The organism is Sulfurospirillum diekertiae (genome assembly GCF_002162315.1).
Lineage (GTDB): Bacteria > Campylobacterota > Campylobacteria > Campylobacterales > Sulfurospirillaceae > Sulfurospirillum.
Window position 1 is genome coordinate 2,283,058 of sequence record NZ_CP021416.1, and the last position, 20,260, is coordinate 2,303,317.

Consider the following 20,260-nt stretch of genomic DNA (forward strand, 5'->3'; position numbering starts at 1 on the left):
AGGCTTAAGTACTCTCAATGCTTCTTGAATAAATACCTGTAAGTTTTCAAAAGAAATATGCTCTACAACATGAAATGCACTGACTAAAAACTTGACTATCACTTTCAAGTGTTTTTATAGATTCTACGGCATCTCCTTGTGACGCTTGTAAATTTCTTTCATAACAAGCCTTAAGCATACCTTCATCTAAGTCTACCCCAAATGCATTAAATCCATTTTCTTGCATTAATTCTAGCCATTCACCTCTACCACAACCCAAATCAAATGTATTTCCCTTGCTATAAATACTTATTAATGGCTCTACTATTGGCAAATATTGCTTTCGTAATTCTCTAATTATTTCTCTTGGGGCATAATACCGCTCTTCAAAAGCTCTATAAAAATCTTTATTTAACATGCTGGACCTCTATTCTTTGTTCCATCCATATGAATCCTACAAATTCTTTTTTTGATGTATTCACAACATTAAATACTAAAGCTTGATCTCTCCACTCATAGTTTGCCGATATATGTGTATCGTCCTTATGCACCGCAATAGCAATAGAATATGAACCAACTCCTAAATTCATTGGAAATGAAAACATTACATTAAAAACATCACCTTTTTTACTATTTTCTATTACAGAATTATAATGATAAGTGTTAGTTCCAAAAATTGGTTGACCAAGTCTATCTTTGATCATATATCCAACTACAAGGTTTGGTATATCTCTATAAATCCCAATATTAACTTTTAAAGTAATATCCTCTCCAACAGCAATATATTCTATCTTTTCATTTTTTTGATTGTAAATACCAATATCTTCAACTCTTGCTTCACCCGTTCCAGAAATAGTTTCTACTTTGCCATCTTCTCTAACTACTTGCTTTATCGTACTATTTTCTTTTTCAGCTATAAGTGCATTGTAAAAGTCCATTACCTCTTCCGGATTTCCATCTTTTATGACAGCACCTTTTTCTAGTAAGATAGCCCTATTGCAGATAGCTTGAATGGCTCCACGATCATGTGAAACTAAAAGCAATGTCGTTCCCTGCTTTTGAAACTCTCGTATGCGATTTAAACTTTTATGTTGGAAGTAGGCATCACCTACCGACAGCGCCTCATCTACGATAAGTATATCAGGTCTATAAGCAGTTATCACACCAAATGCCACCCTTAATTGCATTCCACTAGAGTAAGTACGAACAGGTTGATCAAAATACTCACCTATCTCTGCAAAATCTCTAAGCTCATCTATGACTGCATCTATTTGTTCATTTGTAAAGCCCATCAACCCTGCTGAATGATAAATATTTTGACGACCAGTCAAATCAGGATGAAAGCCCATCCCAAGCTCCAGTATAGCAGATATGCGTCCATCTATATGGACGTTACCACTGGATGGCTTCAGCGTCCCTGTTATTATTTTTAGGAGTGTACTCTTCCCTGCGCCATTTCGTCCAACTATTCCCACAGCTTCACCTGGAGCAATAGAAAAATTGATATGCTTTAAAATATGATGTTCTGTTATAGGCTTAAAGTCACAACCAAACCACGAAAGAATGCGCTTAAATTCTGAACTGTAATCTTTAAAAGATTTACTTATATTTTTTACTTCCAATACATTCTTCATTACAGTACATCCGCCATTTCTTCACTTGCTTTTTTAAAGATTATCATTGCCACGACCAAGCTTATAGTAGCAAAGATACTTGGATATATGAGAATACTCAAATTAGGTGCTTTATCATATAGAAGTACATTTTGGTATCCCATGGTGATTCCGGTCATTGGATTTAGCATTAGCAAACCATGGTATCGTTCAGGTATGATAGATGACATGTAGACGATAGGTGTCAGCCAAAACCAAAACTGCAAAATTATGTTCATCACTTGACCAACATCTCGTATAAATACATTTAGAACACCAAAAAACAAACCTAGTCCTACTGCTAATCCAACAGTTATAAGTATAAGTAGCGGCAGCCAGAACAAAGCGTGATAAGGCAAATGACCTAAAAATCCAAAAACTATAAACATCATGAAAAAAAGTAACACAAAGTTTACAAGTGAACTTCCTATGGTAATTAAAGGGAGTGATAGTTTTGGAAATGTCATTTTTTTAAGTATGTTTCCATTGTCTATAAAAACGGTTAACGAACGACCTAGTATTTCTGAAAATAGAGTCCAACCAACCATTCCCGATAGTATATAAACCGGATAGGCGTATTGCGTTGCTACTCCAGGTAATTTAGCAGTCATTATCTGAGAAAGTATTAAAGCATATATAAGCACTAATGCTAACGGATGTAAAACCATCCATAATCCGCCAAATTTACTCCGTGCAAAACGAGAACGAAACTCTGTTTTAATTGAGCTAATAATAAAAAATCGATATGCCCATATGGCTCTTAATTGTTTCATATTCTATTGTACTCATCTTCAATACGGACGATGTCATCTTCACCTGTGTATTCACCGACTTGTGCCTCTATGAGTACAATAGGGATTTTACCGTCGTTAATAAGACGGTGCACTTCTCCCATTTTGATATAAGTTGATTCATTGGGGCGTATAAGCCTTGTCTCTTCACCCACCGTAACAGTTGCAGTACCACTAACAACGATCCAATGTTCACTTCTATGAAAATGTTTTTGTAAGCTAAGACGTTTTCCAGGATTGACAACAATGCGTTTTATCTTATAACCAGGTGTATCTTCGAGTACCGTGTAAGTTCCCCATGGGCGATGCGCTGTGAGGTGGATGTTGTGAATCTCTGTTTGTCTATTTTTAAGTTCTGCAACGACTCTTTTGACTTTTTGAGATGAACCTTTTTTGGAGATAAGCAATGCATCAGGTGTATCGACAATGATGAGATCTTCTATATCTACCGTAGCTATAGCTCTACAGCTTGGTACAATAAGATTGTTTTTGCTATCAACGTTAATGTATCGTTTGTAAAGCGTGTTACCATCATCGTCTTTAGGAAATTCCTGATAGAGCGCATCAAAACTTCCTACATCATTCCATTCGATATCACCAGCTGTAACAACTTTTACTTTTTTACTTTTTTCCATGACCGCGTAATCAATGCTATCTTCTGGGATAGCTTGCATATCTTTAAGTGCTATTCTAAATTCTAAATCATTAGTAGTTAACTTTCTTTCAAAAGCTAACTTACATGCATCATAAATAGCAGGAGAATACTGATGTAACTCTTCTAAAAACACCCCTGCTTTAAAGCAAAACATGCCACTATTCCAAAAATAATTTCCTGCTTGTACATAGGTTTCTGCCATATGTAAATTAGGTTTTTCATGAAAAGCTTTGACATTTTCACCATCTGCCTCTATATAACCAAATCCAGTCTCTGCAAATGCCGGTGTAATGCCAAACGTTACTAAAGAATCTTGTTGTGCTAATTTTTTTGCACGTTCAACAACATGCTTGTACGCTTCATGGTTTTTAATAAGATGATCACTGGGTGTCACAAGGACAATTTCTTCAGCATCAAGCGCCATACAAGCTAGGGCGATGGCTGGAGCCGTGTTCCTCGCTGTAGGTTCAAGTAAGTAATATGCTTCTGTCACTCCTCCTACTTCATTGAGCTGATCTAATGCTAAAAAATACTGTTCAATATTGGAAACTATAAGTTGCTTGGAACACAATTGCTTATTGCGTTTTACTGTTAATTGAAAGAGTGATTGTCCATCAAAAAGGCGAATAAATTGTTTTGGCATCAATGTTCGACTAATAGGCCAAAGTCTTGTACCGCTACCGCCACATAAAATCAAATTAACCATTATATATAACCTTTAGGATTTTTATTAAGGGGATACATATACTTTTATACATATATCTAAAATAACATAGTATCTTTTTAATAATTAGTTTAGTTTGACTATAAGTAATATGTAAAGAATAATTTTCTGTAAATAATTGAAATGTAGAATAGCTATACACTAAAGCAGAGGAGTCAAACATAAGCTTCTTATATGTAATTTGTATTACATGTTTTAAAAATTCAAGCTTGCTATTGAAAAAAATATTATAAACAATAACATCAAATTCTGCGTTTAGTAACTCCACGCAGGAATGAGAGCCGATATATCCTGCTCCGCCCGTTACCAAAACTTTCATATAAATTACTTTCTCTCTTAAAATGAATCAACAAATATTCATTCTGTTTATATTGTTAATAAATAGTTAACGAAGTGTAACAACTCTTCGCTTTATTTGAAGTTAAGCACTTTTGTTAATATTACAAAATTGTTACTTTTTCTCTTGTAGGGTTAAGAAGATTAAGTTGAAGAGAATATCTGAATATTTTACATGTAAGGGAAAATCCCTACATGTAAATACGTTTATATCTTCTCAATTTTCACAGGAATAGCCTGTCTTACATTAGAGCCGATGACAAAATCACTCAGTGTTGCAATGTTAAGGCGGGAGGCATCACTCAGGCCTAATTTATTGATATTCACACCACTTCGTCTGGCGATTCTACCTTCTTTGGTTATGCCATCAATGTGTACGCTACTACCTCCTTCACCCATTCTGCCACCGCCGTGTTCAATGCCGATAGAGCGAGGATGCAACCCTTCACGGATACGGCAAATACCCTCGACTTTTCCTTCACTGGAGCGCACGACCACACGATCGCCATGGGCAATGCCGTAGTTTTTTGCAGTTGCCGTGCTCAGATCAATAAACGTGGTGTAGCGTGTATCGCGTAGACTCTCTACAGAGGCTGTGTAGGAAGAGAGGACATTGGATTTGTAACTGAAGGCTAAAAGATTGAACTCTTTGGAATCCATATCGATCTTATTGCCCGTGTAAAAACGTGGCGCATAATAACGAGGCACCCCACTGTAAGGCTCGCCACTCATAGAATTAAACGCAACGCCCAATGTTTGGTTGTAAATGGCAATCGGTTTTTGATACGCATGGCTCATTTTGTTGCCATCATACGCACTTGATTTATCGGCAAAGCGTCCACCCCTACTCATCACATACGCCACTCTGCGCCAATTATCTGTACAAATGCGTTGCAACGAAGGAACGTATTCCTCCAGTCCTGCAAGAGCGATCTCATCATCACTCGCTTCAGGCGCAGGATTAGCGCCATCCATCGCTACGTTCTCAAAAGCTCGCAAATAAAAATCTTCAGGTTTATCAAAATCAAACTTCGCATTCGCACCATTAATCGCATTTTTGCCAAAGCCAGCCAATCCCAACGCTTTTCCAAGCTCAATCATAAAGCTGTCCATACTGATAGGCTCACCATTGGCAAAGGTTGCATTGGGCGATTTTAAAATGGGATAGCGCACATGCGTTGTTTTGGTGAGATGTCCCGCCCAAGGAGCCAGCACGCCCCATGTCTCATACAACACCGAATCAGGCACGATATAATCTGCGTAACGACTGGTTTCGTTGATAAATGGATCAATCGCAACAAAAAGAGGAATCGCTTTGGCAGGGTCTTTCAGCAGCGGCAAAAGATGATCACTCCCGCTTTGACCATAAACAAAATTTGCATTCCAACTAATCAGTACTCCTAGTTTATACGGGTACGCATTGGCACTGCTGTTAATAACCTCGGATTCGATAGCAGGGCTAAAAGGAAACCACGCATCTTTGGCAGGGTAAGGATTGACTCCTTGCTCAATTTTGCGTTTATACTCGCTACTTTTTTCATACGCCATTCTCGCTCTATCGATGCGAACACCAAAAGGTTTTTGCTTACCGGCATAGGCTAAAAGATTGTAACATGAGCCATTGAAGTCTTTGAATTTTCCTCCTCCGACGCTCATACCGCCTTTGTGGTTGAGATTGCCCACGAGGGCTCCTAACATCATAATAGCATAGGTCGTATAAAATCCTGTCGAGTGCATCGTTCCACCGTGACAATCCACCCCAACACTTCTACCATACGAGGTAAACTCACGCGCAAGTTCTAGAATCGTTTTTTCATCCACGCCACTCTCTTTGGCATAAAAATCAAGAGAGTGCTCAAACGCCGCTTCCTTTAACAACACAAACGAACTTTTTACCGTGTATTTCACGCCTTCTAGGCTTACATCACCTTCATATAAAATGTCTGCTTCTAAAACATTAGCAGCATTTTTTAGCAATCCATCTGCTTTGTCAATCACATAAGCCACCTTGGCAGCATCCACCAAAATCTCACCTTTTTCACCCCATCCATAATGACAAGATGCGATGCATTGGTAAAACTAACCTCGTTCAATGTTTTTTGCGCAACATCACTGGGGATTGCAAGATACGCTTTTAAGTAGCGCTCCTCTTCAATAATCACACGAATCATTCCCATCACCAACGCCAAATCGCCGCTAGGTTTGATCGGCAACCAACGTGAGCGATCCCCTACCGCAATCGAGTCGCTGTTCGTTAAAATAGGTGTGACAATCACATAACGAAGCGCTCCGCCTGTGCGGCTTTTGGCAAGCAGTTTCGCTTGGCGCTTAAACGGATTACCGGCTTGGGCAGGAGCCGTTCCAATGCTCAGTAAAAATTCACAATGCTCAAAATCGGGCTTCATATGCGGCGAAGTAGCAAAATCATCCAGATACGCCGCTTCTCCTGCACGCATGGAGAGCCCACAGATAGAGGTGTGCCCCATAAAGTTAACGGTTCCGAAGCTTTGAACAAAACGGTGTACCATATAGTTTTGACGACCTTCATCCGCCGTTCCTAAAACACAAAGTTTATTGGCAATAGGGCCGTAGTCTGGGTTTTGTGCATCGATGAGCGTTTTGGTGTCTGCTAAAGCTTTAAGCCCTTGAACCTCGCCCTCGCCAAAAAGATTGCCACCCTCGCTGATCTCTTTAATGAGCTGTTCGATGGAGATACTCGCCCACTTATCTTCCCCTCTCTTGCCCACACGTTTGAGTGGTGTTGTGACACGGAATGGATCTTTCAGTTTTTCATAGACGAGATTACCGCGTGAGCATGCCGTTGAGCGCATTTCTAGCCCACTCTCTTTAAAGCCTGATGTTGCTTTAAAACTCTCTATAAGAGGTGTTTTGTAGGGTAACCACGGGTCACTTGAGAGCAAACTGTAGGGATTGCCAAAAACACGTACCACTTCACCACTTTTGGCATCAATTTTGACACGTACGGAACAAAATGTCGTGCAGCCGTTGCAGACGCTAGGTTTAACAACGTAGTCATTTGAAAAGGCTATCTTTCCCTCTTTTTGGATAATTTCAGTCAGTGGCGCATTGCCATAGATCGCGTCTTTGGCTTTTTCACCTCTTCGTTGCATCGTGATGGCTTTTCCGAGTGTCTCATGATACCCTCCCACCGCGGCACTGCCTGCGACGATGCTGGTTCCGATTAAAAAATTTCTGCGTGATGTTTCCATGATTATCGCTCCTCGTGTTTAACGTAATAATTTGCCATCTCTTTATCCCAAGGGAAAAGCACCATCACCAAAGCGATCAAAGCGATCAATAAACTCCAGTTAGAGAGTACCGATAGGATGCTGTCAAATCCTGAAAAGTGCGGATGGTATTCAAGTAAAAAAGGTGTCGTTTTACCAATGCTTTGACCACCAATAACCGTATTCCAGCGGAAAATCCACACACCAATGGCGGAGAGGATTCCTCCAAATAAGACCCATTTAAATGAGCGTGTAAAATAGTTCGTAAAGCCGATCGCCATAGGGACAAACAGACAAATCACATAATCCACGATCAACACTTCCCAGAAATTTTCACCAAAGAAAAGCTTGAACGCGTATTTTTCTTCGCCATTAAAGGTAATGGCAAAGGTGAGCCAAAAGAAGCGAATCACAAGATCGATCACAATAAACCATGACAAAAGACGCGCGAGACGCTGCATCATTTCCATGTCTACGCGTTTAAAGTCTGTAAAGAATTTTTGAAAAATTGGCAGTAAAATAATGAGCAAGCCCGTTCCTGAAACCATCGCCGAAGCTAAAAACAGAATAGGCATCAGTGGAGTATGAAACAGAGGTATCGCATGCACCGCCCCTAAAATATAGCCGGTGTAGCCATGCACGCTCAGAGCCAATGGTATACCAATCGCACCTAAAATAACGCCTAAATGGTGGTCTTTTTCAACCTGCTCTTGGCTTCGCACAACCCCTTTTGAAAACCAAAAATAAGGGCGGTAGAGCACTAAAGCTTCAACTAAAATGAGTAAAGGATACGCGATCAATAATAACACGCCCCATTTCATCGGTGATGTAGGAAAATTTTCCCAGCCATAAAAGAAAAAGTTGATAATGCGACCGGGTTGGCGAAGATCATCGATCAAGTTCATCGGTGCCGCTACGAGCAACACAAAAGCTAAAAGCAGTGAAAAGCCCGCGATCGGTTTATACTCTTTCATGCCAAAAACATGGGCAAAACTGGAGATGATAAACGCTGCTGCTGAACTTCCAGTAAACCAAAAATAGTTGGGAATATCTATGCCCCAAGGACGATCGGGTGTGATCGTCGAGATCGTATGTAATAGTGCTCCAAAATCCATCTTATTCTCCTTTGGTGGACCACTCACGAGTAGTCGGCATCCCATCAATTTTTCGCGCCATATCATCCAATGCTTTGAGCGAATACGGCAATCCTTGAATTTCCCCACTGAGGGCTATGTAAAAAACACGTGGTTTGGTTCCGCTCGCAGGTTTTAAAACCGTCGCTGGGTAGCTTGAAAGGAGTTTTGAAACCGTTGAGTGCGGATCATTGAGATCGCCAAAAACGCGTGCTCCTCCCACACAACTCTCCACACACGCAGGCAATAAGCCATGATCGACTCGATGCGCACACAGCGTGCATTTATCGGCAACATTGGTGATTGGGTTAAAGTAGCGTTTGTCGTAAGGACAGGCATTGATGCAGTATCCACAACCCCAGCAGATTTCATTATCGACCACAACGATGCCATCTTTGCGGGCAAACGTTGCACCCGTAGGGCAGACACTCACACACGAAGGCTCAGCACAATGGTTACAGAGTTGGGGTAAAAATGCCTTATGCACATTGGGGTAACTCCCTAGTTCATACTCAGGCACATAGGTTCTAAATTTTTCTTTGGGGACTCTGTTTTCACTTTTGCAGGCACTCGTACAGGCTTGGCAGCCAACGCATTTGCGCAGATCGATCACCATTCCAAAGCGCTTACCCTCTTGTCCGATGTAGCGTGCATCGCCACTTTCACGTCCAGGGTTGGTCAAGCTTATGGCTTTTGCATTGGGGGCAGCAAGCACAGCGGCACTTAAAAGGGCGGTTGTTTTTTTGACAAATCCCCTTCGTCCTTGTTGCAGCTCTTTCTCATCCATCATAACTCCTTTTGGTCTATTCCAAAAGCAATCATAACAATCACAAGAGAGAAAGTAGGGAGAACGCCTTAGAGGATTATTTCAAAAATAGCCCCTTTATCGCTGTTGTAAGCACATAAAACTCCATTGGCATTTTTTTCGATGATCGTCTTGCTCATGTAAAGCCCAATGCCAGTCCCACTCTTGGCGTGTTTGGTACTCACATAAGGCTCAAAGATTTTTTCGATCGGTTCTAAGGCAATGCCTCCGCCATTATCGGCAATGAGAATCAGCACTTTCCCCTCTTTACATGTAAGACTGATCCAGATCGTCGGATCGCTGATAGAACGCTCCAAAAGAATGTCTTTGGCATTGCTGATGATGTTTAACATTGCTTGGGCAAATTGGCTGGGGTAGCCCTCCACTTCGCAGTGATCACCTTCGTGAAACTCAAGTGTAATGTGATGATTTTTCAAAGCGGATTCAATGAGACCAAGTGATTTATGAATCGCCTCATTGACACTGTAACGCTCTTTTTGATTGTCACTGACAAAGAAGTTGCGAAAATCATCAATGGTTTTAGACATGTAAGCAATCAACCCTTCTGAGCGCTTAATGCGATCCTCAAAAATCGTAGTCGTGAGTTTTTGTTTTTCCCAAAGAATTTGCAGATTCATCAGTGTTGCACCCAGTTCACTCAGCGGCTGTCGCCACTGATGCGCAATGTTGCCGATCATCTCCCCCATACTGGCAAGCCTGCTTTGGTGCATCAAAATTTGCTCATTTTCCATGCGCCTTGTTATCTCTTCATTGACGCGATCTTCGAGTGTATGGTTGAGCTCTTTAAGATTTACTTCGCTCTCTTCCAGTCGTAAGATCAAAACATTGAAGCCATAATTGAGAATGATGAGAAGTACGGCTAACATACTCAGTGCCACAAAAAAAGCTTCATACACCGCATCTAAAAGTTTTTGCTGTTGATCGCTGATATCTTGAAAAAAGAGAAGCTCCGCTAAATCATCTCTAATGATTCCCTTAAGAGGAATGACATGGGTAATGTAGGTACTTTTTTTATTTTGAGAAATTTCGCCATCCTTGAGGCTAATCCCTAAAAGGGCATCATCTGAAGGAACAAACTCCTCGCCTTTAAAAAGAATGTAGCCTTTCAGATTGGAAAACTCTTCGACTTCATTGAGAAAAAACTCAGGGGCAATCGCAAACTCCAGCATACCAATAATTTTTTCATGCACGATGACTGGCACCATAATATGATAGGCTGCGTAATGCTTGGAGAAGAAAAAGCCAACTTCGGGCTCCTTGGGCACTTCACCACTCTGCTCAATCTCTTCCTTTTTAGGCTCTTTCCCAAGGTAGGCAAGCAGTGCCAATTTTTCATCGTAAAAACGAATTCCGAGCAGATAAGGATTTTCTTGTTTAAGTACGTTCCAGCGAAAACTTGAAAGTCCTGTAAGTTGTTCTATATTTTTGTGCTCTAACGCCTCCTTAATGCCATAAGAGTCAAGATTGGCGTAGGCGCGATTGAGGTAAAAAGCACTGGTACGCTTCAGTGTCATCTCATAAATACTGTGAATTTGAAGCGAATAATCTTTACGGGATTTTTCAATTCCTTCCCTGACATCAATATAACGCATCCAGCCAAAAATCGTCGCCATCGCTAGAAACAGCATTAGGACGAAAATCATCGTTTTGGTTTTAGTTGAAAGGCTAGAAAGCGTATTAAGGTAAGACAAGTTTATATCCTATCCCAAAGACATTTTCGATGCTCTCTTTGGTCAGTTTTTTGCGAAGTTCTTTCACGAGGGCTTTAAGCGCCTCTTTACTTCCACCCTCTCCTGCCCAGATTGCGTCTTCGAGCTCATCAAATGAGATCACACGATTTTTTTGGCGCAAAAAATACTCAAATAAAAGACGCTCTTTTTTGGTAAGAACAAACGATACACCTTCATTCGCCAAGGTACCCGTTTCGGGGTCATAAAAAAGATCACTCCCCGCTTTGATCATACCGCCCTCGCCCCATTCATACATCCATTCGGCACAGGTTTTAAGGGCATCTAAAAAACTCTCTTTGGAAAAAGGTTTGAGAAGGTATTTGCAAATATTGAGCTCAATGGATTGCTGAAAATAACTTGGCTCTGCGTATGCACTCATGATAATCACGGGAACACGTTTGTGCGATTGGCGAATCTCTTTGAGCAGCTTTAAGCCATCACACTTTGGCATACAAATATCAAGCAATAAAATGTCTGGCTTGTGTTCAAAAAAAAGGTCTAATGCCTCTTCGCCATCACGTGCTTCGACGACTTTATCAAAGAAAAGCTCCAAAGTTTGAACGACACTTTTGCGCAGACTCTCTTCATCTTCGGCGTATAAAATGCACAGATGTTCGAACAAAGAAAGTGGATTTGCCATAGTATATCCTTATTAAAAGCCTATTCTAACGCACATGTAAGCAATTGTCAACACACTTTACATGTAAAGATTTTTGCACAGATCCCTTTTATCAAACTAAATTAAAGTTAAAAAATTATGACTAATTTAATACAAAGTTTTGACACACTAAAATAGCGCTTAGATTTTCGTTGAAAATAAACATACCAAAGGAATAATGATGAAAAAACCCTCGCCTTCTTAGCTGTTGTTGCGCTTCTTTTTAGTGCGTGTCAAAAAAAAGATACAACATCTACAACTCAAAATGTCTCCATTAATGGTGTTTCCCTTAGTGCTCCAATGAAAGTGGATAAAGAAAACAAAACGATTACTATTTTAGCGGCTGTCAATGGTAAATATTTGACTGAAAATACACGTCATGCTGTTGTTTTTAAAGATGGTAAGTTCGGTGACAAACCAGTTTTTAGAGCCTTTCAAAATCAAAATGACTTTCTCCAAGCGATGCTTGAGATTGGTGGCGTTGCGGGCAATAATATGACGAAAGCCAATGGCGAAACAACCTACGTGGAAGGTCAAAAAATCGCACTAAGCGTAACATGGAACGGTGCGCCTAAAAGCTATGACATCAATGAAGTCATCAGTGACAGCAACAATAAGCTGATTGATTTACGCTTTGGCGGTAACGAAAAAAATGCTAAAGAGCTCAATACAGGATGTATTACCTGTTTGGACAGTTGTTCTGTTGGTATTATTTCCAATCACGCTTATACCTATGGTGCCGTTGAAAAACGTGGTGAAGTCATTTTCCATGGCAATGCAGCCATTCTTCCAAAAGATGGTACATTGGTTGCTGTAACCTATAAATTGATCAATGAATAAACTCTTTTTAGGACTTTTTTACGCCTTTTGCGGATTGCTTTTAGCCATAAGTGTTAATCTTATCATTTCAACGAATGTCTGGCTAGAGATGCGTATTCATGAAAGGCTTGTGCTCGAGGTGTGTATGGGACTTGGCATGGTTTTCTCTTTTTTTCGAAACAGTGCCTCCATCGCACTGTTTTTGGTGCTCCAAAGTATGATGTTCTTGATCTGCTTTTGGCTCTCTAAGATGGATTTGATCTACTATAGTCTTCGTAATTTCTACTTAGATGGTATCTCGATTAGCACCATTAAGATCGTTTTTCTAACCTTTTTAACCCTGATCAATCTTTTAATTGTCTATCATCTTCTGGGTAAAAAGCTCACGGGCTTTTCCAAATTTTCCTAAAAAGAGACCTCATATGAAACGATCACAAATCATTTTACTCCTGCTTAGCGCCGTTTGCTTGGGGCTTTATTTCACCATCCCCAGCATTCAAACACAACTCAATCTTGCTATCTCCATTTTATGCTCCCTTAATCTGGAGAGTGTGATTGCCTATTTACGAGAATTTGGTGCGTATGCAGCCTTAATCTCCTTTTTGTTGATGATTTTACAATCCATCATCGCTCCCATTCCTGCTTTTTTGATTACGCTCTCCAATGCAGCCATTTTTGGTTGGGCATTGGGTGCGCTTTTATCGTGGAGTAGTGCGATGGTTGGAGCTGCCCTTTGCTTTTTTATTGCACGTATTTTAGGGCGTGATGTGGTTGAAAAATTGACCAGTAAAAAAGCTTTGGATACCACCGATGCCTTTTTTGAGCGTTATGGAAAGCATACGATTATCGTTTGTCGCCTGCTTCCTTTTATCTCGTTTGATCTTATCAGCTATGCTGCAGGTCTGACGTCGATTCGTTTTTGGAGTTTCTGGGTTGCAACGGGTATTGGGCAATTGCCCGCAACGCTGGTGTATAGCTATTTTGGACAAAATCTAAGCAGTGGTGGAAAAATTATTTTTATCACACTTTTGATGATGTTTGCACTTAGTATCATCATCTATATCTTTAAAAAAATATACGATAAAAGAGTACGTATTTCTTAGGAAGATTGAACTTATATCGCATCTTTAATGACGCCCAAATCAACACACGCAATGTGTGTTGATGAGGCTTTAGCACTTTTTTTGAGAACACCAAAAATTTCATTGAGTTCATTGTCATCAAAATCATGCTGATACCCAAAACCGTGGCAAATGACTGCGGCACTGACGGTCATTAGAGGAAACTGCTGAATCACACCATCACGATTTTTTGCCATGATATACCCTGAACTCAATCCTTGTTCACAGTAAAAACTCTTAATATCTTCAGAAAATTTCGTGACAATTTCTAAGACAATGGCATAGACTTTTTCAAAACTATCTTCCTCTTTAAGACTCCAACCGAGGAAAAAATCATCGCCACCGACGTGGCCTACCAAACACTCATCAAAACCTACCGAACTTTTTAAAATGTCCGCAAACAGCGTAATCGCACGATCTCCTTTACGGAAGCCATAGTAGTCATTAAAGGGTTTGAAGTTATCAAAGTCAAAATACGCCATCATCACTTTTTCTTTGCTATCCATTGCATTGGCAACAAATTCATTGATAATGCGGTTTCCTGAAAGACCTGTAAGCGGGTTTTGATCTTTGGCATCGACAATATTTTTTTCATTGACAATATCTAAAAGCACTTTCGAGCTTAAATAACCCAAATATTTTTCATTTTCCGTGATCAAAATGGCATCGTTATCATCATCAAAGGCATAAATTTTTAAAATCTTTTCAATCGGATCATTAATGTCCGCTCGCCCACAATGTGCGATGATCTTTTTTAAACTTCCTTGTGTCAGATTGTACAATAAGGCTTTACCATAATTGGAGTAGAGATACGCCTTAATATCAGCATCTCTAATAATACCAAGAGGGGTTTGATCACGTGCGAGCACCGGAACAAAATGATTTTTTTTATCCCCTTTCAGCACTTCATAAACATCATTAATCGGCGAATCCATAAATACCGTAGAGCTTTTTTGAAGGTATTTTTCTATGTTCGCTATTTTGCCATTTTTGCGTTTATCACTTTGATCGACCAGTTTGAGATGCTCATAACTCATCACTATTTGGGTAACATCAAGGGTAGGTTTTTGCACAAAATAACCTTGAACCATGTTGCAGCCAAGTTTTTTACATTCGTTATATTCCTCTTCGCACTCAACGCCTTCAGCAATTGTAAAAATACCCATCGCCTGCGCAATTTGAACGATAGAGCTCACAAAAAGCTTTTTCTTTTTACTGAGGTGAATATCACAGATAAAAAAACGATCAATCTTGATGAAATTGGGATCAGCATTAAAGAGCATTTGAAGCCCTGAGAATCCAACGCCAAAATCGTCTATGGCCATTTTATAGCCTTGCTGTTTGTAAAGGTTGAGCACGAGCTTATCGACACCAGCGTACATGCCCACTTGATGTTTTTCGGAGAGTTCAAAGCAGATATTAGAGGTGTCCATTTCATAGGTAGAAAGCAGTTCGCAGGTATAACCAGACTTAAAATCAGGCATCATTGTAATGCGATTATCGAGATTGTAAAAGAGTTTTATATGTTTTGAAAAAGGGAGTAATGAAAACTTATGGATTGCTTTTTCACGGAGCTTCACATCAATACTGTAAAGTGTTTTTTCACTATAAGCACTATCAAAAACACAGTCAATCGTGGTAAAACCAGCAGGCTCATAGTTGCGAATCAACGCCTCTACTGCGTAAAGTTTACCTGTGTAAATATTGACAATGGGCTGAAAAGCAAAGTCTGCTACATCAATGAGCGTTTGCCATTTTTCGTTTAACATTGGGTATGATTCCTCTATGGAAGATACAGAAATCATACTCTAATGCGATTACTAAATCATTACATGTAAAGTGTTTTCACTTTGAAATAACCACGCTACGTTTACAATAACAAACGTCTCTTAGTCGCAATTTTCCACACAAATTTTATGCGGTATCACTTGACCGCCACACCCTACAAAACAGTTATCATAGCTTAGCTCACATCCACAGTTCGTCGTGCAGAAACTTTGCTGATTGACCAAAATCTGCTCAAAGGTTGGACGTACAGGAACCCAAGGTTCACGTGGTCTGTCATGACTTAGACGGTTGAGATAGTGACGCAATTCATCACGTTTTTTACAAGCATAACCATCTTTGTCTCGCTCGCATTGACTTTGATAATGACTGAGATCACGACTATAATCATAATAATCTCTCTGCCAACGCTGCAATGAAAACTGATACTCTGTGTAATCCATTTGATAACGACTATATGCCATTTCATAAGCACGTTGTTCATTAACTTCAACAGCCTTTGCTTTAGCATACGCATCATCAAGGCAATACTGATAATTTTGTTGACATTGATTTTGACATCCTTGTCGTATATGAGAACAGTTATTGAGACATGTTTGTGATACGGCAGAAGCGGGAGGAATATATTCATTTTTAATGACATAGCGTGGTCCACACCCTGCCAACAGAAAAGCAATACCTATTAAAATTAAGCGAACCATGCAACCTCTTTCAAAAGTTTTGGCGTATTATAGAGTAAAATCGTGAAGTTTTGGTGAAAACTTAAGGTTGCAATACAACACCCTTGAGATAATTTGCCATTATACGATCATACATGCTACTCCCTCCTTTGCCATCAGGCTCTTTGAGATGATTGAGCTGTGCTTGCATAATCTGTATCTGCTCTTTCGGTACAGATTTTCCAGCTGCAATATAATAATCTGTATTCAAAAGGACATGCACCATTTTGTATTGAGAAACATCTTGCCCCTCACTGATCAGATAATAAACAAAAGGAACATCCGTATAAATTAGCGCATCAACCCTACCGTATTCCAACATTTTATACCCTTGAGCAGGCGTAGAGACACGTGTAATATTTAAGTTATGATTTTCACCAATTTCATTAAAAAGAACTTTTTCGGAAGAGGTTTCTTTCACCGTAGCAATTTTCAGAGGGCGCAAAATTTCTATGGTGCTATGACCCTTAGGAATGTCTGTCCCTCGTTTGGCAATGACTCCAAGTCGTACCGTTGCGATAGGCCCAATCCATTGAAAATAAGGTTCGCGCTCTTTAATTTTAGTGGTACTAATCAAAAAGGTATTTGGATGATCCAGTGCCTCTTTATAAACTTCTTTCCATGTCCCCAAATAAATCTCATCTTGCGCGATTTTAGAACGCAATGAAATCATCGAAGCTTCAAGTAGATCAAACCCCAATCCTTGGATCATCCCTTTTTCACGAAAATTGAAAGGAGGGTTTGGCTCGGTATAAACGATTACAGAAGCAGCATTAAGAGAAAAAATAAATCCTAAACAACATAATACACACCATTTAAAACACATATCAAAACCCTTTAAATTAATCTACTCTCATCCTAGACTATAAATTATTTTGGGCATCTTTTAAGGCTTAAGGACAGCACCATTGAGGTAATTTGCCACCATACGATCGTACATACTACTTCCTTTACCATCAGGTTCTTTCAGATGGTTAAGCTGTGCTTGCATAATGTTAAACTGCTCTTTGGGTACATCTTTACCGACACAAATATAATAATCTGTATTGAGAATAACATAGGCCATACGGTATTGTGAGACGTCTTGCCCTTCCGTGATTAAATGATACACAAAAGGAACATCGGTATAAACAAGCGCATCAATTCTGCCATACTCTAACATTTTGTAGCCTTGGATCGGTGTTGAAACACGTGTAATATTCAGTCCACTTTTTTCACCAATTTCTTTAAAAAGCAATTTTTCAGAGGAGGTCTCTTTAATCGTTGCAATTCTGAGAGGACGTAATATTTCTAAAGTAGATTGCCCTTTTGGAAGATCGGTTGTTCTCTTGGTAATCAGTCCTAATCGTACAGTAGCAATTGGTCCAAGCCAATTAAATTGTTGTTCTCTCTCTTTAAGCCTCACCATCGTCACTAAAAAAGCTTTAGGATGCCGTAGTGCTTCATCATACATTTTATTTAATGCTTCAAGTTCAATCTCTTCTTGTGCAAAACGTGGTCTTATTGTTGCAAGGCTTGCTTCCAAAAGGTCAATACTTAAGCCTTTAATAGCACCTTTATCACGAAAACTAAACGGGGGGTTAGGAACAGCATAGAGTGCAATATCCCCACTAAAAAGAGATGTAACACCTAAAAGTATAGAAATAATTCCACTTACTAAATGAGCCTGAAAATGCATTTTTTGTCCTTACAAATCCATTATCTGCGTCTATCAAAAAAAGGCTTACAGTCATAAAACTTAAAAACATATTTAAAAGAATATCTAAAATTGTAACACATGCAGACTTAGGTGGAACTCAAAGTGTGACGAGAGTGACGAAAAAATAAAAGTCGTTAATTTTTTGCCTCTTTAAAAACAACATACGTTAAATAAAGAATATTGCTCATTGCCCCACTACTTAAGATCATTCCCATCACAACAATTTGATACCGTACCGCAATAAGCGGATCAACACCTGATAAAATCTGTCCTGTCATCATTCCAGGCAGTGAGACAAAACCAACTGCCAAAAAGGAGTTGATTTGAGGGATCATGGATGCTTTAAAAGCAATGGCTCTCGCTTTTTCAATATCATAATGTTCTCTCTCTTTTTCATATCGCTCGGCACACAAAGAGATAGCATTCATTGAATTGGCATAAATCATCCCCGCTAAAGGAATCACAAAACGAGGTTCGAGTGGATTTTCAAGATTTAAAACACACCATAAAACAAGCGCTAAATTCAAAGTTCCACCCAATGCGATGGAGATTAAAATGGCCAAGTACGTTTGAAAATCTTGATGGCGGATATTGCGTCTGACAATTAAAGAGGCTGTGGTGATCATCACTGCGACTAACAGTGCTAAAAGCCATAGTGCATTGGTTGTAAAAAGTGACGTTAATACATAGCCAATAACAATCAACTGAATACTCATTCTAGCAGTAGCAAAGGCGATCTCTGTTTTTTTACCAACCCAAATATAGTAAAAAAAAGCAACCACACACAGTGGTAAAAGCATATAGAGGAGGTTGAGAAGCGGGATGGATTGCATGATGATCCTTAGGAAAAATCAGAGATATGCAAGCATATCTCTGAAGAAAAGAAGAGAGATTAGATCCCTTTATTTTTGAGCGCTGCAACAATGGCTGCAATGTGCTCATGTTTGATTTCATCTTCCTCAATATCATGAATTGCATCAAGCGTAAAGGTAGGAAGTTTTTTATCAAGATAAGTCGTATCGAAGATACCTTGTTTAAAATCTTCATCACGTACAATTTGACGATGAAGTGGAATATTAGTAGGAATGCCAGAGATAATAAATTCATCCAAAGCACGTCTCGCTTTACGCACAGCACCTTCCCAATCAATACCAACAACGATCATTTTTCCAATCATTGAGTCATAATTTGTTGGAACAACGTAATCTTTGAAACCAATAGCATCGAGTCTTACGCCAGGACCTCCCGGAGAGAGATAGGTGGTAATACGTCCAGAAGAAGGAATAAACCCATTTTTAGGATCTTCTGCGTTAATACGACACTCAATCGCATAGCCTCTAAACTTGATATCTTCTTGCAATGTTGGAAGAGGTCTTCCCTCTGCAATATGAATCATGCTCTGAACAATATCAATGCCCGTAATTGCTTCAGTGATCGTGTGTTCCACTTGGACTCTGGTATTCATCTCGATGAAATAGAAGTTATCTTCTTCATCAACAAGATATTCCATCGTTCCAACACTCTCGTACCCTAGTTTGAACATTGCTTTTTTAGAAGCACGAAGCAGTTCTTGACGTACAGCATTGTTCAATCTTGGACTTGGTGCGATCTCAACCACTTTTTGGTGACGTCTTTGAATGGAGCAGTCGCGCTCACCTAAGTGAATGACATTACCAAATTTATCTGCCATAATTTGCACTTCAATATGACGAGGGTTTTGAACATATTTTTCAATAAATGCATCACCTCGCCCAAAAAAGCGCTCAGCTTCTTGGGTTGCTGCTTCAAACATCGGAATAAACTCTTCCTCTTTTTTGACGATACGCATACCCTTACCACCACCACCAAAGGCAGCTTTGATAATCACAGGGAAACCAATTTCACGCGCAACTTGAATAGCAGCGCTTATATCAATAATCGGTTGCTCTGTTCCTTCAAGAACAGGTACTCCCACTGCTTTCATTGCAATTTTTGATGCCATCTTGTCACCAAAAAGTGCTATATGGTCAGGTTTCGGACCAATAAAAGCGATGTCATGGTCAATACAATACTGTGCAAAATCAGCATTTTCAGACAAAAAGCCATAACCTGGATGAATGGCATCTGCACCGACCTCTTTGGCAAGAGCTACGATACTTTTGTAATCCAGATAGACTTGAATAGGATCGCCTTTGAGCAGATAACTTTCATCTGCTTTTCGGACCCAAACACCATTCGCATCAATTGTTGAAAAAACACAAACACTTTTGATCTCCAACTCTTTACATGCCCTAATGATCCTAAGCGCGATTTCACCGCGATTGGCAATCAATACCTTTGTGATTTTTCGTGCATACACTCGTCAACTCCTACTAAAAAATAGAGAACAAATTATATCACTTAAAT

20 protein-coding genes are annotated in these 20,260 nt (G+C 39.6%); 3 read left to right on the plus strand and 17 right to left on the minus strand.

All coding sequences use genetic code 11. The features are described 5' to 3' along the window. Nucleotides 1-46: 46 nt before the first annotated feature. From Sdiek1_RS11630 to Sdiek1_RS11675, 11 genes are all read right to left on the minus strand, one after another. Complete coding sequence (locus Sdiek1_RS11630; RefSeq protein ID WP_087439264.1) at nucleotides 47-397, minus strand: methionine biosynthesis protein MetW; 351 nt, start codon at nucleotides 395-397, stop codon at nucleotides 47-49. Next, on the minus strand, nucleotides 387-1,613 hold the full coding sequence (locus Sdiek1_RS11635; RefSeq protein ID WP_087439265.1) for an ABC transporter ATP-binding protein: 1,227 nt from the start codon (nucleotides 1,611-1,613) through the stop codon (nucleotides 387-389). Before Sdiek1_RS11635 ends, Sdiek1_RS11630 begins: the two co-directional genes overlap by 11 nt. Continuing rightward, complete coding sequence (locus Sdiek1_RS11640) at nucleotides 1,613-2,404, minus strand: ABC transporter permease (RefSeq protein ID WP_087439266.1); 792 nt, start codon at nucleotides 2,402-2,404, stop codon at nucleotides 1,613-1,615. The genes Sdiek1_RS11635 and Sdiek1_RS11640 overlap by 1 nt, the downstream gene beginning before the upstream one ends. Next, on the minus strand, nucleotides 2,401-3,783 hold the full coding sequence (locus Sdiek1_RS11645; RefSeq protein WP_087439267.1) for a mannose-1-phosphate guanylyltransferase/mannose-6-phosphate isomerase: 1,383 nt from the start codon (nucleotides 3,781-3,783) through the stop codon (nucleotides 2,401-2,403). Before Sdiek1_RS11645 ends, Sdiek1_RS11640 begins: the two co-directional genes overlap by 4 nt. Continuing rightward, a complete protein-coding gene (locus Sdiek1_RS11650) occupies nucleotides 3,776-4,120 on the minus strand; it encodes an NAD-dependent epimerase/dehydratase family protein (protein ID WP_087439268.1) in 345 nt (114 codons plus the stop codon). The genes Sdiek1_RS11645 and Sdiek1_RS11650 overlap by 8 nt, the downstream gene beginning before the upstream one ends. A 224-nt stretch (nucleotides 4,121-4,344) precedes the next feature. Continuing rightward, nucleotides 4,345-6,159, minus strand: coding sequence for a molybdopterin dinucleotide binding domain-containing protein (locus Sdiek1_RS15285; RefSeq protein WP_238098964.1), 1,815 nt, complete (start codon nucleotides 6,157-6,159; stop codon nucleotides 4,345-4,347). Then, nucleotides 6,132-7,367, minus strand: coding sequence for a molybdopterin-dependent oxidoreductase (locus Sdiek1_RS15290; RefSeq protein WP_238098966.1), 1,236 nt, complete (start codon nucleotides 7,365-7,367; stop codon nucleotides 6,132-6,134). The genes Sdiek1_RS15285 and Sdiek1_RS15290 overlap by 28 nt, the downstream gene beginning before the upstream one ends. A 2-nt stretch (nucleotides 7,368-7,369) precedes the next feature. Then, a complete protein-coding gene (gene nrfD, locus Sdiek1_RS11660; protein ID WP_087439269.1) occupies nucleotides 7,370-8,500 on the minus strand; it encodes an NrfD/PsrC family molybdoenzyme membrane anchor subunit in 1,131 nt (376 codons plus the stop codon). A gap of 1 nt (nucleotide 8,501) precedes the next feature. Then, on the minus strand, nucleotides 8,502-9,305 hold the full coding sequence (gene dsrO / locus Sdiek1_RS11665; protein WP_087439270.1) for a sulfate reduction electron transfer complex DsrMKJOP subunit DsrO: 804 nt from the start codon (nucleotides 9,303-9,305) through the stop codon (nucleotides 8,502-8,504). A 68-nt stretch (nucleotides 9,306-9,373) separates the two neighbouring features. Then, nucleotides 9,374-11,035, minus strand: a complete 1,662-nt coding sequence (locus tag Sdiek1_RS11670; RefSeq protein ID WP_087439271.1) for an ATP-binding protein — start codon at nucleotides 11,033-11,035, stop codon at nucleotides 9,374-9,376. Further along, the gene (locus Sdiek1_RS11675; RefSeq protein WP_087439272.1) at nucleotides 11,022-11,714 is read right to left on the minus strand and encodes a response regulator transcription factor; all 693 of its coding nucleotides are present in this window, start codon (nucleotides 11,712-11,714) and stop codon (nucleotides 11,022-11,024) included. The genes Sdiek1_RS11670 and Sdiek1_RS11675 overlap by 14 nt, the downstream gene beginning before the upstream one ends. Nucleotides 11,715-12,032: 318 nt before the next feature. Here Sdiek1_RS11675 and Sdiek1_RS11680 point away from each other — a divergent pair, with 318 nt between their 5' ends. Genes Sdiek1_RS11680 through Sdiek1_RS11690 form a run of 3 tightly spaced genes read left to right on the plus strand, consistent with a single transcriptional unit; the run spans nucleotide 12,033 to nucleotide 13,654 of the window. After that, nucleotides 12,033-12,572 carry a YdjY domain-containing protein gene (locus Sdiek1_RS11680; RefSeq protein WP_238098968.1) on the plus strand — a complete coding sequence of 180 codons (540 nt, stop codon included), beginning with the start codon at nucleotides 12,033-12,035 and terminating at the stop codon, nucleotides 12,570-12,572. Beyond that, entirely contained in the window at nucleotides 12,565-12,960 is a 396-nt protein-coding gene (locus tag Sdiek1_RS11685) for a hypothetical protein (RefSeq protein WP_087439273.1), read from the plus strand. Before Sdiek1_RS11680 ends, Sdiek1_RS11685 begins: the two co-directional genes overlap by 8 nt. 13 nt (nucleotides 12,961-12,973) lie before the next feature. After that, nucleotides 12,974-13,654 carry a TVP38/TMEM64 family protein gene (locus Sdiek1_RS11690; RefSeq protein ID WP_087439274.1) on the plus strand — a complete coding sequence of 227 codons (681 nt, stop codon included), beginning with the start codon at nucleotides 12,974-12,976 and terminating at the stop codon, nucleotides 13,652-13,654. A gap of 11 nt (nucleotides 13,655-13,665) precedes the next feature. Here Sdiek1_RS11690 and Sdiek1_RS11695 read toward each other — a convergent pair whose 3' ends face one another. The 6 genes from Sdiek1_RS11695 to Sdiek1_RS11720 all read right to left on the minus strand — a co-directional run bounded on the left by Sdiek1_RS11695 (nucleotide 13,666) and on the right by Sdiek1_RS11720 (nucleotide 20,213). Beyond that, nucleotides 13,666-15,441: a GGDEF domain-containing protein gene (locus tag Sdiek1_RS11695; protein WP_087439275.1), complete on the minus strand. Its 1,776-nt coding sequence runs from the start codon at nucleotides 15,439-15,441 to the stop codon at nucleotides 13,666-13,668. A 120-nt stretch (nucleotides 15,442-15,561) separates the two neighbouring features. Further along, nucleotides 15,562-16,158 carry an Aq_678 family protein gene (locus tag Sdiek1_RS11700; protein ID WP_087439276.1) on the minus strand — a complete coding sequence of 199 codons (597 nt, stop codon included), beginning with the start codon at nucleotides 16,156-16,158 and terminating at the stop codon, nucleotides 15,562-15,564. A 61-nt stretch (nucleotides 16,159-16,219) separates the two neighbouring features. Beyond that, a complete protein-coding gene (locus Sdiek1_RS11705) occupies nucleotides 16,220-17,002 on the minus strand; it encodes a substrate-binding periplasmic protein (protein ID WP_087439277.1) in 783 nt (260 codons plus the stop codon). Between the two features lie 60 nt (nucleotides 17,003-17,062). Further along, on the minus strand, nucleotides 17,063-17,854 hold the full coding sequence (locus tag Sdiek1_RS11710) for a substrate-binding periplasmic protein (RefSeq protein ID WP_087439278.1): 792 nt from the start codon (nucleotides 17,852-17,854) through the stop codon (nucleotides 17,063-17,065). Between the two features lie 155 nt (nucleotides 17,855-18,009). Then, nucleotides 18,010-18,708 (minus strand): ABC transporter permease, encoded by a 699-nt coding sequence (locus Sdiek1_RS11715; protein WP_087439279.1) that lies wholly within the window; start codon nucleotides 18,706-18,708, stop codon nucleotides 18,010-18,012. Nucleotides 18,709-18,767: 59 nt separating this feature from the next. Further along, the gene (locus tag Sdiek1_RS11720; RefSeq protein ID WP_087439280.1) at nucleotides 18,768-20,213 is read right to left on the minus strand and encodes an acetyl-CoA carboxylase biotin carboxylase subunit; all 1,446 of its coding nucleotides are present in this window, start codon (nucleotides 20,211-20,213) and stop codon (nucleotides 18,768-18,770) included. Nucleotides 20,214-20,260 lie beyond the last annotated feature (47 nt).

Coding starts and splice junctions, on each gene's coding strand:
- Sdiek1_RS11630 (WP_087439264.1), bottom strand. CDS start 397: ATGTTAAATAAAGATTTTTATAGAGCTTTTGAAGAGCGGTATTATGCC.
- Sdiek1_RS11635 (WP_087439265.1), bottom strand. CDS start 1,613: ATGAAGAATGTATTGGAAGTAAAAAATATAAGTAAATCTTTTAAAGAT.
- Sdiek1_RS11640 (WP_087439266.1), bottom strand. CDS start 2,404: ATGAAACAATTAAGAGCCATATGGGCATATCGATTTTTTATTATTAGC.
- Sdiek1_RS11645 (WP_087439267.1), bottom strand. CDS start 3,783: ATGGTTAATTTGATTTTATGTGGCGGTAGCGGTACAAGACTTTGGCCT.
- Sdiek1_RS11650 (WP_087439268.1), bottom strand. CDS start 4,120: ATGAAAGTTTTGGTAACGGGCGGAGCAGGATATATCGGCTCTCATTCC.
- Sdiek1_RS15290 (WP_238098966.1), bottom strand. CDS start 7,367: ATGGAAACATCACGCAGAAATTTTTTAATCGGAACCAGCATCGTCGCA.
- nrfD (WP_087439269.1), bottom strand. CDS start 8,500: ATGGATTTTGGAGCACTATTACATACGATCTCGACGATCACACCCGAT.
- dsrO (WP_087439270.1), bottom strand. CDS start 9,305: ATGGATGAGAAAGAGCTGCAACAAGGACGAAGGGGATTTGTCAAAAAA.
- Sdiek1_RS11675 (WP_087439272.1), bottom strand. CDS start 11,714: ATGGCAAATCCACTTTCTTTGTTCGAACATCTGTGCATTTTATACGCC.
- Sdiek1_RS11680 (WP_238098968.1), top strand. CDS start 12,033: ATGAAAGTGGATAAAGAAAACAAAACGATTACTATTTTAGCGGCTGTC.
- Sdiek1_RS11685 (WP_087439273.1), top strand. CDS start 12,565: ATGAATAAACTCTTTTTAGGACTTTTTTACGCCTTTTGCGGATTGCTT.
- Sdiek1_RS11690 (WP_087439274.1), top strand. CDS start 12,974: ATGAAACGATCACAAATCATTTTACTCCTGCTTAGCGCCGTTTGCTTG.
- Sdiek1_RS11695 (WP_087439275.1), bottom strand. CDS start 15,441: ATGTTAAACGAAAAATGGCAAACGCTCATTGATGTAGCAGACTTTGCT.
- Sdiek1_RS11700 (WP_087439276.1), bottom strand. CDS start 16,158: ATGGTTCGCTTAATTTTAATAGGTATTGCTTTTCTGTTGGCAGGGTGT.
- Sdiek1_RS11705 (WP_087439277.1), bottom strand. CDS start 17,002: ATGTGTTTTAAATGGTGTGTATTATGTTGTTTAGGATTTATTTTTTCT.
- Sdiek1_RS11710 (WP_087439278.1), bottom strand. CDS start 17,854: ATGCATTTTCAGGCTCATTTAGTAAGTGGAATTATTTCTATACTTTTA.
- Sdiek1_RS11715 (WP_087439279.1), bottom strand. CDS start 18,708: ATGCAATCCATCCCGCTTCTCAACCTCCTCTATATGCTTTTACCACTG.